A 14140-nucleotide genomic window follows, 5' to 3' on the forward strand; every position below is an offset into this window, starting at 1 on the left:
TGCCGATCTTCTTTGGTACGGGTGGGTGGCAGCCCTGTGAAGGACGGCGATGGAGCGACGACAGGGCGTAGGACCACCGACGACGGGCCAGGAGGACGCCGGCGCAGGGACCGCCCCCGAGAGCGCCGCCGGGACCGCCCCCGAGACCGCCGCGCCGTCGATCGGCCGGCTGGCGGGCAGAGGCCTGCGGTGGGGGGTCGCGGGCACCCTGCTGACGAGGGCGGGCTCGTTCCTCATGGGCCTGGTCATGGCGCGCCTGCTCACCCCCGAGGACTTCGGCGTCTACGCCGTCGCGCTGGCGGCGATGACGATCCTGATGACCGTCAAGGACCTCGGCGTCATGGCCGCGGTCGTGCAGTGGCGGGGCGGCCTGGAGGAGGTCACGCCGACGGCGACGGTCCTGTCGTTCGTCTCCGCCATCGGGCTCTACGCGGTCTTCTTCGCGGGTGCGCCGTACTTCGCCGCGCTGGCGGGGGCCGAGGAGGCGGCGCCGGTGGTCAGGCTGCTCACCGCGGTCATCCTCGTGGAGGGCTTCACCGCGGTGCGGTCGGCGGTCCTGATGCGCCGCTTCGAACAGGACAAGATCACCATGGCCATCGGGGCGGGCTTCCTCGCCAACGGGACCATCGCGATCACCCTGGCCGCGCAGGGCGCGGGCGCGTTCAGCTTCGCCTGGGGGCAGGTGACCGCCGCCGTGATCGCCGGCACGATCATGTTCAGGCAGGCCAGGCTGCCCCTGCGGCTGGGCTTCGACCGGGACGTCGCGAGGAGGCTGCTGAGGTTCGGCATCCCGTCGGCCGCCGCGATCGGCATCGAGACCATGCTGCTGAACGCCGGCTACATCGTGGTCGGCGACATCATGGGGCCGATCTGGCTGGGGTACTTCCTGCTGGCCTTCAACGTCTCGAGCTGGGTGCCGGGAGTGATCGGCGCGGCCGTGCGCTACGTGTCCGTCCCGGGCTTCTCCCGGCTCTCGGAGCACGACCCGGCCGCGTTCGCCGAGGGGGTGCGCCGGTCGTCGACGGCGCTGCTCGCCACGGTGCTGCCGGTCGCCATGGTGATGGTGGCGCTCTCGCATCCGCTGATCGCCCTCCTGTACGGCGAGCGGTGGGACTCCTCGGCGGGCGTGCTGCGCTTCCTGGCGCTGGCGATGGTGACGCGGATGCTCACGGCGTTCGCGCTCGACGTGCTCACCGGGCAGGGCAACACCAGAGCGGGCATGTGGATGAACGTGGGGCACGGCGTGCTGCTCATCCCCATGCTGATCGCCGGCACCCGTCTCGACGGCATCCGCGGCGCGGCCATCGGGCAGGCGCTGGCCGGCGTGCTGGTCGCGCTGCCGATCGCGGCCTTCATGCTGCGCCGCTGCGGCGTGCCGATCCGGCCCATCGCCGCCTCGATGCTCCGCCCCCTGGCGGCCTTCGGCTGCGGGCTCGCCGTGACCGCGGGGGTGAACTGGCTGACGCCGGGACCGGCCCTGGCCGAACTCGTGCTGGGCGCCGGCGCGGGACTGATCGTCTATGTGGCGCTGGTGGTGCCGCGTCAGCGGCTGAGGGAGGTCGCCGGGCAGGTGGCGGACCGCCTGGGCCGCCGATCACGGCTCACCCGCGAATGAGCTCCGTGTGTCAGAGTAGGCGAAGAGAACTGTTCTACGTTGCAGATCCTGCAATGGAATAGGCGGGGAATCATGGAGTTCTGGAATATCGTCGTCGGTCTCCTGCGACGGAAAGCCGTCGCGACCTCGCTGATACTGTTCCCGCTGGCCGCCGCACTCGTGGTGTTCTTCCTGGTGCCCGCCCGCTACACCGCCTCCACCTTCATGGTGCTCACCACGTCCTCCACCGGGGAACTGTTCCCGCAGGATCCGAACCAGAAAGGCGCGCTGACCAATCCGCTGCTGGAGTTCAACGACGGACTGCGCACCACCTCCACCATTCTCATCAGCGCCATGACCACCCCGCAGATGCTGACCCGGCTCGGCGCGCCGCCGGAGGGGAGCACCGAGCTCACCATCGACGACGGCCGCAGCAGCGAGGTGCTGCTCGAACCCGGCGGCCCTTTCATCTACATCGAGGCGGACGCCACCTCCGAGGCCAAGGCGGAGACGGTGGTGCGGAACGCCCGGGAGCGGGTCCGCGCCGAGCTGCACAAGCGGCAGGTGGCGCTGGGCGCGCCCGAGGCCACCTACATCTCGGCGGTGGACGTCATCCCGCCGACCGAGGCCAAGCAGTCCCTGACGAACAAGGCGCAGATGACCGGCGCGGTGTTCGTGCTCGCCTTCCTCGCGCTGTTCGGCGTCGTGTACGCCAGGGAGCGCTCGCGGATCACGAAGGCCCTGCGGGAGGAGGCCACGGCCCCCGCCCCGGAGACCAGGCCCTCGGACCCGGAGACCCGGCCCTCCGGGCCGCAGGAGCGGCGTGCGGGCCCGCCCCTCTCCGGGCCCGAGCCGGTCATGCCCGCCCTGGCGCCGGAGCCTCCCGCCGCGCCGTCCCCCGCTGCGATGCCGTTCCCCGCCGCGGCGCCGGAGCCCGGCGAGCCGGTCGTGGAGGTCGTCGAAGCCGAGGAGCTCGTGGAGGTCGTCGAAGCCGGGGAGGCCGGGGAGGCCGATGAGACGTCCGGGGACGCCTCCTCGCCGGAGCCGGTCCGGCGTGACGGGACCGGAAGGACGTGGCACGACGAGGCGCGCAACGGCGGGAGGACGCACGGGCCCGTCGATCCGGAGCCGGACGACGAATCGGCCACGGCCGTCTTCCCGATCGTCGTCATCGACGATCCGGTCGAGTCCTCCTCCAGGAAGTCCGGCTGAACCGCGGTCCCCGGGAGGTCCGGCCGGACCTCCCCTCAGCGCGCGGCCACCTGCCTGCCGCGCTCTATGGCGGCCCGCCGTACCTCGGGACCGGTGCCGGAGTGCGAGGAGATCATCAGGCCGATGGTGTCCGGGCCGAGCCGCTCGGCGAAGGCCAGCGCCGCCTCCATGGTCATCGGCGTCCTGTCGTAGTTGTTCAGGCACACCTCCGGGCCGGTGGGGGGACGCTCGTGCGCGGGGAGCACCTCGTCGGCGAAGACGCCGTACAGCATGAACTCGGAGATGTGCAGTTGCGAGGTGAAGACGTCCAGCCAGTGCCGGCCGGTCACCTCGCTGATCCTGTCCTGCATGGCCACGACGATCGCCGGGTCCCAGAAGAGCAGCGCGCCGACGTAGTCGGGCAGCGGGGGCGGCGGCGCGGGCGGCAGGCCGAGCAGGCGCCGGGAGACCCGGTGCCAGAGGAGGTGCCGCTCCATCTCCTCGTGCACGCCGTTCTCCACCCGCGTCAGGCTCAGCCTCCCGTCCACGGTGAACGGCTTGACCGAGACGGGGCGGACCAGCACCACGTCGGAGTCGGCCATCAGCACCGCGTCGGCGCCCACGGCCGTGGCGAGAGCGATCTTCACGGCCTGCTGCATGATCCAGCCGCGGACCGGAGGCCACGGGCGGGCCGCGTTGACCCACATGCCGCCGCGGATCCGCGGGAGCCGGAGATAGCGGCGGGGGATCAGCTCGGGATGGGTCCAGATGCGGCAGCGCGGACCCTGGTAGTGGGCGAAGGCGGGTCTGTGCGCGGTCGGCACCACCACGTGGTGGACCGTGTCGTCGTCGGTGAACTCCAGAACGGACCGGTGCAGGTCCGCGAACAATTCCGCGTCGGGGCCGTACGTCGGGGTGATGACAGCCAGTTCCGTCATTCCGGGCTTCCAATCAGCAGGAAACAGGGGAGTCGCCGGTGCGTCCTGATGCTTGGCACCTTATTGCGTATCGAACCGTGCCGGGCCGGGTGTTACGCGGAAGAATGTAACGCCCCATGACGGGCGAGCGATGTTCTCTCACGACGGGAGGGGAGCGAATGGACTTCTGGGGGGCCGTCCTCGTCGTTTTCCGGCGGTGGTATCTGTCCTTACCCGCCCTCGTCCTGTCTCTCGGCGGTGTGGCCGGGCTGTACATGACGGTTCCCGTGACGTACACCTCCATGTCCGTCGTGGTGCTCACCGTCCCGCCGACCGGCGGGACCCAGCCGCTGGACGACGAGTTCCCCAACTGGCCGAGCAACCCGCTGCTGAACTTCAACGACGGGCTGAACATGGCGGCCTCCATGGTCATCCACGCGCTCAACCGGCCGGAGGTCGCCGCCGAGCTGGGCGTCCACCCGGACGGGGAGACGACGTACAAGGCCAGCAACGGGGCCAGCAACCCGGAGCTGCTGATGAACAGCCCCTTCGTGTTCATCGAGGGCGAGGCGCCCACGGCCGCGGAGGCGCGGGAGATCGTCCGGAAGGCCGCGGCCCGCGCCAGGGCGGAGCTGGACAGCCGGCAGAAGCTGGTGAACGCGCCGCCCAGCACCTACATCACCGTGGTCGACGTCATGCCGCCCACCACCCCGCAGAAGCTGCAGGGCAGCCGGATGCGGGCGGTCATCGCGGGGCTGGCCGTCGGCGTGGTCATGAGCCTGTTCCTGGTCTTCGCGGCCGACAGCTTCGCCGACGCCCGCCGGGCAGGGAGGCGCCGCCCCGAGGCCGGGCCGCCGCCCGGTCCGGACGGCGCGCAGGAACGTTCCGCGGCCCCCGCCCTGACCCACTGAGCCGGCCGTGACAGCGACTCCCCGCACGACCTCCCCCACGGCCTCCCACATGACGTCCCCCACGCCCCCGGGCGGGCCCTCCGGCGGCCGCCGGGCGCCGCTCCGGCGGGCCGACGGCGCCACGCTGGCCTGCTTCTTCCTCGTCGCACTGATCCTGATCCCGGCCAGGCAGGTGCTGCGCGGGCTGCCCATCTCGCTCACCGTGCACGACATCCTCGGCGTGGGCATCCTGCTGTGCTGGCTGCTGGCCCACTTCAGCACCCGCCTCGGCGTCGCCAAGGGGCCGAACCCGGTACGGCGGAGCATCTTCGTCTTCGCCACGGTGCTGCTGTTCTCCTACGGCTACACCTCCTTCCGCTACCTGCCGAACGACGAGCTCAACAGCTCCGACCACATGCTGATCGTGATGGTCGGCTACATCGGGATCGCCCTGGGCGTCTGCGACGGGGTGCGCGGCAGGGAACGCCTGGACCTCGTCCTCAAGACCGTCGCGGTCTCGGGTGCGGTCATCTCCTTCATCGGGGCGCTGCAGTTCCTGTTCGTGTTCGACCTCACCGAGTTCATGCGCGTGCCGCTCCTGCGTCCCACCACGGAGGAGGAGCTGGAGCGGGTGATCGAGCGGGGGTCGCTGCTCCGGGTGGCCTCCACCACCGGCCATCCGATCGAGTTCGGCGTGGTGAGCGCGATGATCCTGCCGCTGGCCGTGCACTACGCCCACCGGGCGCAGGCCGCCGGCCGCGGCGCGGTGCGGTGGTGGGTGTGCGCGGGCCTGGTCGCCAGCGGGCTGATGTGGTCGGTCTCCCGTTCGGCGGTGCTCGCCGCGCTGGCCGTGGGCGCCGTGCTCTTCCTCGGCTGGTCCAACCGGCGCAGGATCCGGATGCTGGTCGCCGCCGTGGTCGCGCTGGCGCTGACCAAGGTGCTGGTGCCCGGCCTGCTGGGCACCTTCTACGAGCTGTTCGCGAACGTCGGCAGGGACGACAGCATCTCGTACCGCACCCACGACTACGACAACGCGGTCGTGGAGATCTCCAGGCATCCCTGGCTGGGCCGGGGGATCGGCACCTGGTACGCCCCCAAGCACCAGATCTTCGACAACCAGTACATCCTGACGGCCGTCGAGAGCGGCCTCATCGGCGTGGCCACGTTCTTCGGGCTCTTCGTCGTCGCCCAGTACGCCCTGGTCCGGGTGCGGCTCCTGGCCTCGGGCGACGAGCAGACCAGGGATCTCGCGCTGGCCCTGTCGGCCGCGCTGATCACCCCGCTGGTCGGGTCGGCCACCTTCGACCTGCTGTCCTTCCCGATGGTCTCCGGGCTGAGCTTCGCCCTGCTGGGCGCGGCGGGCGCGCTGCTGCGCGCCGTCCGGGAACGGGGCGGGGTGCCGGCGGACGCGGCGGCGCGGGGCGGCATGGCCGTCCCGCCCGCCCGGGAGGCGCCTACTGGGGCAGCTCCCTCAGCCGGCGCGACGGCCTGAGCAGCGCCGCCAGGGAGGCCCTGGCGGTGACCCGGCCCGCGGCCGCGCGCACCGCCGTGCCCGCCACCACTGCGAGGTAGTACGCCGCTCCGGCCACCGGGCCCCTGCGCCGCCGGAACAGCTTGACCTTGTTCACCGTGGAGAGCGCGGCCAGCATCGGGTTGACGCGCTCCTCGCCGCCTATGTGCTCCACCACCGCGGCAGGCTCGAACCAGAGCGTGTACCCGTGGTCGGCCGCCCGCAGCGCGTACTCCGTCTCCTCGCTGTAGAGCAGGAACGACTCGTCCCACGGGCCGACCTCGGCCAGCGCCGCCGCCGAGATGAGCATGGCGGCGCCGGTCGCCCAGACGGCCTCGCCGGGCGCCTCGTACCGGCGGGCATCGGTGATCAATTCGCCCAGCCCGGCGAGCCGGCCGGCCGTGTTCCCGCCGATCAGCGCCTCGGCCCAGGCCCTGCCCACGGTCGGCATGCGGCGCAGCGACGGCTGCAGGGTCCCGTCGGGGTTGACGATGAGGGGGACCGCGATGCCCCGGCGGGGCTCGCGCAGCGCCGCCGCGAGCGGGGCGAGCGAGCCCGCCCGCAGACGGCAGTCGGGGTTGATCACGTAGACCGCGTCGCACTCGCCGGGGCCGAGGGCGGCGACGGCGGCGTTGATCGCCGCGGAGTATCCGGCGTTCCGGCCCACCCGGACGACCGTCACGGGCAGGTGGGTCCTGGTCTCGGCCACCCGTACCGAGTCGTCCCGGGAGGCGTTGTCGGCGACGACCACCCGGACCAGGTCGACGCCCTCGGCTCCCGCGGGGAGGGAGTCCAGGCAGTCGCCCAGCACTCCGGCGCTGTTGTAGGTGACGATCACGACGGCGATCCGGGGGAGGCCGCCGGAGCCCTCCTCAGGCGGCATGGCGGGCCCGCCGGTGCCCGTGCCCCCGTCCGGCGCGGGCGGTGCCCCACGCCGTCAGCTCGATACCGTGCGCCATTCCCCCGATGTCCTGTCTGTCGTGTGCGGCTCCGCCTGTCGTATATCGGAGCCGCGGGTCGGCCGTTACAGGTGGGATCGGCCGTCATCCGACGTGGACGGAGTCCGGGGTAACGGGCGCCCCCCCATATGCGATTTACCGGATAGATCATGATCGTCGGGGGGAGTGCGGACATCGCCGAGAACGACATCCCACGCGTACGGGTGGGCGCCGTCGACGTCATGGCCCTGACCGAGCCCCAGGTGGGCGAGCACGTGGCCGCCGCGTGGCGGCGCGGCCGGGGCGGCTCGATCGTCACCGCCAACGTCGACATCGTCCACAAGGCCACCGGTGACCCCGCGCTCGCCGCGCTCGTCGCGGACGCCGAGCTGGTGGTCGCCGACGGCATGCCGCTGGTGTGGGCGGCCCGCCTGGCGGGCACTCCGCTCCCCACCCGGGTCACCGGCGCCTCCCTGGTCTTCAGCCTGAGCGGGCGGGCCGCGGAGGAAGGGCGGGCGGTGTTCCTGCTCGGCGGCGAGCCGGGCGTGCCCGAGGAGGCCGGACGGGTGCTCGCCGCCCGTTACCCGGGGCTGCGGGTGGCCGGGGCCTACTCACCGCCCTTCGGGTTCGACGCCGACCCCGGCGCCCTGCGCGAGACCGTGGAGAAGGTGGTCGCCGCCGCCCCCGACCTGGTCCTCGTCGGATTGGGATTCCCCAAGCAGGAACGCCTCATCGCCGAGCTGCGCCCCCTGCTGCCGTCCGCCTGGTACCTGGGGTGCGGCGCCGGCATCCCGATGGCCGCCGGGCGGTTCCAGCGCGCGCCCACCGGACTCCAGCGGGTCGGAGGCGAGTGGCTGTACCGGCTCTGGCTGGAGCCGCGCCGGCTGGCGAGGCGCTACCTCCGCGACGACCTGCCCTTCGCGCTCAGGGTGCTCACCGCGGCCGCCTGGAAGCGGCTGGCGGGCCGCCTCTCCTGACCTCTACCGAGAATTGGTGACAGATGACTCGTCCCTCGCCGGCTGCCGTGACCGGTCCCTCCGAGCCGGGTGAGGCGCGGCCGCCGTCCGGCTACGTCTGCTTCTCGGCGCAGGACTGGTGGTACCACAACCGGGCGCACTCGGACTTCCAGCTGATGCGGCAGGTCGCCGGGTGCAGGAGGGTCCTGGTCGTCAACAGCATCGGCCTGCGCATGCCGGTGCCCGGCCGGTCCAGCAACGTGCTGCGGCGTGTCCTCCGCAAGCTGCGCAGCGTGGCGAAGTTCGTCCGCCGGCCGTTCCCCGGCTTCTACGTGATGTCACCCCTGCCGCTGCCCCTGTACGGCTCGCCGCTGGGCCGCAGGCTGGGCGCCGCCCTCGTCCGGGCGCAGGTCAGGGCGGTCTGCCTGGCGCTGGGACTGCGCCGGCCGGTGATCGTGGCGACCCTGCCCACGGCCTGGGACGTCGTACGGCCGATGCGCCGCCGCTCCCTGGTGTACAACCGCTCCGACCGCCACTCGGCCTTCCCCGAGTCGGAGGGGACGGCGATCGTGGAGATGGAACGCTCCCTCCTGGAGCACGCCGACCACGTCGTCTACGTGAGCAACGCCCTGATGGCCGAGGAGCGCCCGGTCGTCGGAGACCGGGCGCACTTCCTCGACCACGGCGTGGACGTGGACCACTTCCGGCGCGTCCCGCCCGAGCGGCAGCCCGCCGACCTGCTGGCCGTACCGGGGCCGCGGATCGGTTTCTTCGGCGCGCTCGACGACTTCGTGGTCGACTTCGACCTGCTGGACCGGCTGGCCGAGGAGCTGCCCGAGGCCTCCCTGGTGCTGATCGGCGACGCCAACGGGCCGATCGAGCGGCTCACCCGGCACCCGAACGTGCACTGGCTCGGATTCCGGCCCTACGAGCGGATCCCGGCCTACGGCTCGGGCTTCGACGTGGCGATCATGCCCTGGCTGGACAACGACTGGATCAGGCACAGCAACCCGATCAAGCTGAAGGAGTACCTCGCCCTCGGCCTGCCGGTGGTCAGCACGCCCTTCAGCGAGCTGGAGCGGTACCCGGAACAGGTGATCACGGCCTCGGGCGCCGCGGCCTTCGTCGAGGCGGTCCGGACGGCGCTGAAGGAGGGCGGGCCGCTGCCTCCCGAGGAGCTGCGCGCGTCGGTGTCGCACGCGGCCTGGTCGGCCCGCGCGGCCGAACTCATGCGACTGGCCGAATGATCCAGAGGCCGGCCGGATGAGACGATGGCCGCGACACCGTCCCAGAGCGCTCCCGGGAGGGGCATGTTCCGCAGCGGAGGCAAGAAACGGTATCTACCGGTGCTGGCGGCCGTCGTCGCGCTGGTGGTGGGGTGGCTGACCCTGCAGAGCGGTTCCCCGAGCGCGGAGCCGCTGCCCAGGATCGCGTGGGAGGGCGGACCCGCCTACTACCGGGCCTACCCCGCCGCCGAGGCCGCGGGCTGGAGCAAGGACACGTTCTTCCCCATCGGCGTCTGGTTCGAGTCGGTCCGGGAGGAGAAGGACGTCCTCACCGACAAGGCGGCGGGACTCAACACCTACGTCGCGCTGACCGAGGACAGCGACACCGCCCTCATCAGGAAGCACGGCATGTGGGCGATCACCGACCGGCCCCTCGCGGGGGCGGGGGCGGAGACGGTCGGCTGGCTGATCGCGGACGAGGCCGACATGTGGGCCGGGGCCGGAGACGGCGAGTGGACGGGAAAGAAGATCGGTGAGGGCGAGCCGTGCGCACAGCCCGACAAGCCCTGCGGCTACACCGCGATGCGCACGCTGAAGGACCGGCTGCCCAAGGGCGACGGCCGCATGCACTACGCCAACTACGGCAAGGGCGTGGCGATGTGGGAGACGGAGGCGGAGGCCGAGAAGTTCGTCAACGGCTACACCGACGTCACGTCGACGGACCTGTACTGGTACACCGACCCGGCCGTCTGCAAGGAGGCCGAGCACTTCCTGGGCCTGCCGGGCGCGCAGTGCCCGCGCGCCGCCAACTACGGCCTGCTCATGGACAAGGAACGCAAGCTGGACGCCATGGACGGCAAGCGTCAGCCGATCTACGCGTTCATCGAGGTCGGCTGGCCGATGGAGGACGGCAGGACGGAGATCAAGCCGGAGCAGCTCCGGGGCGCGGTGATGCAGTCGCTCATCCACGAGGCGCGGGGCATCATCTACTTCAACCACAACTTCGGCGGCCCCTGCGTCAGCCAGCACGTCCTGCGTGACTGCTATCCGCAGACCCGGGCGGCGGTGACCGAGGTGAACAGGCAGATCACGCAGCTGGCCCCGGTGCTGAACACGCAGTCGTACGCCCACGCCTTCGGCGCGGGCCTCGACACGATGCTGAAGGAGCACGACGGCTCGTACTACGTGTTCGCCATGGTCGAGCAGGGCAGCGGCCCCGGAGAACGCACGCTGGCCCTTCCGCCCCCGCTCGCCTCGGCGGGGAGCGTGGAGGTGCTCTTCGAGGAGCGGACGATCCCGGTGGAGGGCGGCCGGTTCACGGACGCCTTCGCGGCCGAGCACACCGCGCACATCTACAAGATCACGCCCTGAGCGGCGCCGGGCGGCCCGCGCTCCGGTCTCCCGGACGCACGTCCGCCCTGAACGCCCCGCGGTGCCGGGCCGGTCGCCGGCCCGGCACCGTGCCGGGACGTCAGCCGATGCGCCAGGTGTCCCCGGACAGCAGCAGCTCGTCGAGGTCGCCCGCGCCGCGCTGGGCGGTGGCCTCCTCCAGCTGCGCGGACATCAGCTCGTCGTAGGACGGGCGGTCGACGCTCCGGAAGACGCCGATCGGGACGTGCTCGAAGGCGGGCTCGTCCAGCCGGGAGAGCGCGAAGGCCAGCGACGGGTCGGACCGGTGGGCGTCGTGGACGAGGATCTCGCTCTCGGCCACCTCCGACCGGGACACGACCTCGATGCCGCCGTCGGCGGTCCGCCGCACCGCCTTGGAGGCGCTGGCGACGGGCTGCCCGTGCTCCAGGCGCAGCGTGATGTCGTCGCGCTGCTCCGGGTCCTTCAGCTGGTCGAAGGCGCCGTCGTTGAAGATGTTGCAGTTCTGGTAGATCTCCACCAGCGAGGTGCCCTTGTGCTCGGCGGCCTGGCGCAGCACCGACTGCAGGTGCTTGCGGTCGGAGTCGATGGTCCGGGCCACGAAGGACGCCTCGGCGCCGAGCGCCAGCGAGATCGGGTTGAACGGCTTGTCCAGCGAGCCCATCGGGGTGGACTTCGTGATCTTGCCGACCTCGGAGGTGGGGGAGTACTGGCCCTTGGTCAGGCCGTAGATCCTGTTGTTGAACAGCAGGATGTTGAGGTTGACGTTCCGGCGGAGCGCGTGGATCAGGTGGTTGCCGCCGATGGAGAGCGAGTCGCCGTCACCGGTGATCACCCAGACGCTCAGGTCCGGCCGGGAGGCGGCCAGGCCGGTGGCGATCGCGGGCGCGCGGCCGTGGATCGAGTGGAACCCGTAGGTGTTCATGTAGTAGGGGAACCGGGAGGAGCAGCCGATGCCCGAGACGAACACCATGTTCTCGCGCTTGAGGCCGAGCTCCGGGACGAAGGACTGCACCGCGGCCAGGATGGCGTAGTCGCCGCAGCCCGGGCACCACCGGACCTCCTGGTCGCTCTTGTAGTCCTTCATCGACTGCTTGGCGTCGGACTTGGGCACCAGGGCCAGGCCCTTGCCGTTGAGGCCGTTGAGGAGGTCACTCACTGTCGATCACATCCTGGATCACGCCGGCCAGCTCCTCGGCCTTGAACGGGAGCCCCCGCACGCGGTTGTAGCTGATGATGTCGACCAGGAAGCGGGCGCGGAGCAGCAGCGCGAGCTGGCCGAGGTTGATCTCCGGGAGCAGCACCTTGTCGTAGGACTTCAGCACCTCGCCGGTGTTGGCGGGCAGCGGGTTGAGGTGCCGCAGGTGCGCCTGGGCGACCTTCCCGCCGTTCGCGCGGATGCGCCGTACGGCCGCCGCGATCGGGCCGTAGGTGGAGCCCCAGCCCAGGACGAGCACGCGGGTCCCGCCCTCGGGGCCGTCGGGGTCGTCCACCTCCAGCGCCGGGATGTCCTTGGCGATCCCGTCGATCTTGGCCTGGCGGATCCGGACCATGCGGTCGTGGTTGTCGGGGTCGTAGGAGATGTTGCCGGTGCGGTCGGCCTTCTCGATGCCGCCGATCCGGTGCTCCAGGCCCGGGGTGCCCGGGATCGCCCACGGACGGGCGAGCGTCTCCTCGTCGCGCAGGTACGGCAGGAACGTCTCGCCGTCGTCCGGCGCGGTGGCGAACTCGGTGGAGATGTCCGGCAGCTCGGCGGCGGCGGGCACCTTCCACGGCTCGGAGCCGTTGGCGAGGTAGCCGTCGGAGAGCAGCATGACCGGCGTGCGGTACTTGATCGCGAGCCGGGCCGCCTCGACGGCCGCGTCGAAGCAGTCGCTCGGCGACATCGGCGCGACGACCGGGAGCGGCGACTCTCCGTTGCGGCCGTACATCGCCATCAGCAGGTCGGTCTGCTCGGTCTTGGTCGGCATGCCGGTCGACGGGCCCGAGCGCTGCACGTCCACCACGATCAGCGGCAGCTCGGTCATGACGGCCAGGCCGACGGTCTCGGCCTTCAGCGCCACACCCGGGCCGGAGGTCGTGGTGACGCCCAGCGCCCCGCCGAAGGAGGCGCCCAGCGCCGCGCCGACGCCGGCGATCTCGTCCTCCGCCTGGAAGGTGCGGATGCCGAACCGCTTGTGCTTGGAGAGCTCGTGCAGGATGTCGCTGGCCGGGGTGATCGGGTAGGACCCGAGGAAGAGCGGGAGCCGCGAGCGCACGGAGGCGGCGATCAGGCCGTAGGCCAGCGCCTGGTTGCCGGAGATGTTGCGGTAGACGCCCGGGGGCAGCTGGGCCGGCTTGACCTCGTAGGAGACCGAGAAGGACTCGGTGGTCTCGCCGTAGTTCCAGCCCGCCTGGAAGGCGGCGATGTTCGCCTTGGCGATGTCGGGCTTCTTGGCGAACTTGTTCTCCAGGAAGGAGATCGTCGCCTCGGTGGGCCGGTGGTAGAGCCAGCTCAGCAGGCCGAGGGCGAACATGTTCTTGGAGCGCTCGGCGTCCTTCTTGGAGATGTCGAAGCCCTCGAGCGCCTTGACCGTCAGCGAGGTCAGCGGAACGGCGTGCAGCCGCCACTCGCTCAGCGAGCCGTCCTCCAGCGGGTTGGCCTCGTAGCCGACCTTGGCCAGGTTGCGCTTGGTGAACTCGTCGGTGTTGGCGATGATGTCGGCCCCGCGGGGCAGGTCGCCGAGATTGGCCTTGAGCGCGGCCGGGTTCATGGCGACCAGCACGTTCGGCGCGTCACCCGGGGTGAGGATGTCGTGGTCGGCGAAGTGCAGCTGGAAGCTCGAGACGCCCGGCAGGGTGCCTGCGGGGGCGCGGATCTCGGCCGGGAAGTTGGGGAGCGTGGACAGGTCGTTGCCGAACTCCGCCGTGCCCGCCGTGAAGCGGTCTCCTGTCAGCTGCATGCCGTCGCCGGAGTCGCCGGCGAACCGGATGATCACGCGGTCGAGTTGCTGAACCTGCTTGGTCACAGCTCAGTCCTCCTCGACGCGAAAGGCGCCGTTTGCTGTTGCCACCATGTTTACTTCCATGCTAGGTCCCTCGGGGGTCACGCGTAGTCTTTCGCGTTCCACACGGCGCGGGAGTGTGACGTGGGTCGCAGTCCCCCGGCGTGCCGCGACGGTGGAGCGTCGAGCTCGGGCGTCGTGCCTGCGGCCCGGGGGGAGACCACGCAGGTCACGATCGCGGACGGTCGTCCCTACACAGGCCGGCGGCGAGCCGGCACAGGTCGACGTGCAGGCGGCCGAAGAGGACGATAGGGGTCACGATCGCCAACTATATGTCCTCCAGGTCAGGGTCCCTCATCCCTTCCGGCTATGGGGTCATAGCCTTCGGCTATGACCAGTTACGACGTCGCCGGACCGGCGGCGCCGTTCCCGCCCGCCGCCACCTCCGCCGTCGCCTCCGGCGCCCCGGCCGGTGTCCCGGCGGGACCGTGCAGCTCCGGCACGGTGACGAAGGCGTAGCCCTCCGCCGCCAGCCGCCGCACGACCGCCCCGGCCGCCTCGGCGGA

The 14140-nt window shown here is 71.5% G+C and carries 12 protein-coding genes; 7 read left to right on the top strand and 5 right to left on the bottom strand.

The window, feature by feature from the left end:
• Positions 1 to 49: 49 nt before the first annotated feature.
• On the top strand, positions 50 to 1615 hold the full coding sequence (locus tag ACFOWE_RS10805) for an oligosaccharide flippase family protein (protein ID WP_377287091.1): 1566 nt from the start codon (positions 50 to 52) through the stop codon (positions 1613 to 1615).
• Positions 1616 to 1687: 72 nt separating this feature from the next.
• Positions 1688 to 2806 (top strand): hypothetical protein, encoded by a 1119-nt coding sequence (locus ACFOWE_RS10810; protein WP_377287092.1) that lies wholly within the window; start codon positions 1688 to 1690, stop codon positions 2804 to 2806.
• Positions 2807 to 2841: 35 nt separating this feature from the next.
• Here the strand turns inward: ACFOWE_RS10810 and ACFOWE_RS10815 are convergent, their stop codons facing one another.
• A complete protein-coding gene (locus ACFOWE_RS10815; RefSeq protein WP_377287093.1) occupies positions 2842 to 3723 on the bottom strand; it encodes a DUF6492 family protein in 882 nt (293 codons plus the stop codon).
• Positions 3724 to 3989: 266 nt separating this feature from the next.
• Here ACFOWE_RS10815 and ACFOWE_RS10820 point away from each other — a divergent pair, with 266 nt between their 5' ends.
• The gene (locus ACFOWE_RS10820; protein WP_377287095.1) at positions 3990 to 4613 is read left to right on the top strand and encodes a hypothetical protein; all 624 of its coding nucleotides are present in this window, start codon (positions 3990 to 3992) and stop codon (positions 4611 to 4613) included.
• A gap of 7 nt (positions 4614 to 4620) precedes the next feature.
• Entirely contained in the window at positions 4621 to 6084 is a 1464-nt protein-coding gene (locus tag ACFOWE_RS10825) for an O-antigen ligase family protein (protein ID WP_377287096.1), read from the top strand.
• Here the strand turns inward: ACFOWE_RS10825 and ACFOWE_RS10830 are convergent.
• Entirely contained in the window at positions 6047 to 6985 is a 939-nt protein-coding gene (locus ACFOWE_RS10830; protein ID WP_377287097.1) for a glycosyltransferase family 2 protein, read from the bottom strand. The two genes, ACFOWE_RS10825 and ACFOWE_RS10830, sit on opposite strands and share 38 nt — an antisense overlap.
• Positions 6986 to 7210: 225 nt before the next feature.
• On the opposite strand from ACFOWE_RS10830, the gene ACFOWE_RS10835 reads away from it, so the two are divergent.
• The 3 genes from ACFOWE_RS10835 to ACFOWE_RS10845 all read left to right on the top strand — a co-directional run bounded on the left by ACFOWE_RS10835 (position 7211) and on the right by ACFOWE_RS10845 (position 10593).
• On the top strand, positions 7211 to 8017 hold the full coding sequence (locus ACFOWE_RS10835) for a WecB/TagA/CpsF family glycosyltransferase (protein WP_377287098.1): 807 nt from the start codon (positions 7211 to 7213) through the stop codon (positions 8015 to 8017).
• A gap of 23 nt (positions 8018 to 8040) precedes the next feature.
• The gene (locus ACFOWE_RS10840; RefSeq protein ID WP_377287099.1) at positions 8041 to 9243 is read left to right on the top strand and encodes a glycosyltransferase; all 1203 of its coding nucleotides are present in this window, start codon (positions 8041 to 8043) and stop codon (positions 9241 to 9243) included.
• A gap of 63 nt (positions 9244 to 9306) precedes the next feature.
• A complete protein-coding gene (locus ACFOWE_RS10845; RefSeq protein WP_377287100.1) occupies positions 9307 to 10593 on the top strand; it encodes a hypothetical protein in 1287 nt (428 codons plus the stop codon).
• A gap of 100 nt (positions 10594 to 10693) precedes the next feature.
• On the opposite strand, the gene ACFOWE_RS10850 is transcribed toward ACFOWE_RS10845, so the two are convergent.
• The 3 genes from ACFOWE_RS10850 to ACFOWE_RS10860 form a co-directional block, all read right to left on the bottom strand.
• The gene (locus ACFOWE_RS10850; RefSeq protein WP_377287133.1) at positions 10694 to 11677 is read right to left on the bottom strand and encodes a 2-oxoacid:ferredoxin oxidoreductase subunit beta; all 984 of its coding nucleotides are present in this window, start codon (positions 11675 to 11677) and stop codon (positions 10694 to 10696) included.
• A gap of 64 nt (positions 11678 to 11741) precedes the next feature.
• Positions 11742 to 13598: a 2-oxoacid:acceptor oxidoreductase subunit alpha gene (locus tag ACFOWE_RS10855; RefSeq protein ID WP_377287101.1), complete on the bottom strand. Its 1857-nt coding sequence runs from the start codon at positions 13596 to 13598 to the stop codon at positions 11742 to 11744.
• A gap of 205 nt (positions 13599 to 13803) precedes the next feature.
• Complete coding sequence (locus ACFOWE_RS10860; protein ID WP_377287102.1) at positions 13804 to 13893, bottom strand: putative leader peptide; 90 nt, start codon at positions 13891 to 13893, stop codon at positions 13804 to 13806.
• Between the last annotated feature and the right edge of the window lie 247 nt (positions 13894 to 14140).

The organism is Planomonospora corallina (assembly GCF_042650625.1).
GTDB lineage: Bacteria > Actinomycetota > Actinomycetes > Streptosporangiales > Streptosporangiaceae > Planomonospora_B > Planomonospora_B corallina.

Coding starts and splice junctions, on each gene's coding strand:
- ACFOWE_RS10830 (WP_377287097.1), bottom strand. CDS start 6,985: ATGCCGCCTGAGGAGGGCTCCGGCGGCCTCCCCCGGATCGCCGTCGTG.
- ACFOWE_RS10805 (WP_377287091.1), top strand. CDS start 50: ATGGAGCGACGACAGGGCGTAGGACCACCGACGACGGGCCAGGAGGAC.
- ACFOWE_RS10835 (WP_377287098.1), top strand. CDS start 7,211: ATGATCGTCGGGGGGAGTGCGGACATCGCCGAGAACGACATCCCACGC.
- ACFOWE_RS10845 (WP_377287100.1), top strand. CDS start 9,307: ATGTTCCGCAGCGGAGGCAAGAAACGGTATCTACCGGTGCTGGCGGCC.
- ACFOWE_RS10815 (WP_377287093.1), bottom strand. CDS start 3,723: ATGACGGAACTGGCTGTCATCACCCCGACGTACGGCCCCGACGCGGAA.
- ACFOWE_RS10810 (WP_377287092.1), top strand. CDS start 1,688: ATGGAGTTCTGGAATATCGTCGTCGGTCTCCTGCGACGGAAAGCCGTC.
- ACFOWE_RS10850 (WP_377287133.1), bottom strand. CDS start 11,677: ATGAAGGACTACAAGAGCGACCAGGAGGTCCGGTGGTGCCCGGGCTGC.
- ACFOWE_RS10840 (WP_377287099.1), top strand. CDS start 8,041: ATGACTCGTCCCTCGCCGGCTGCCGTGACCGGTCCCTCCGAGCCGGGT.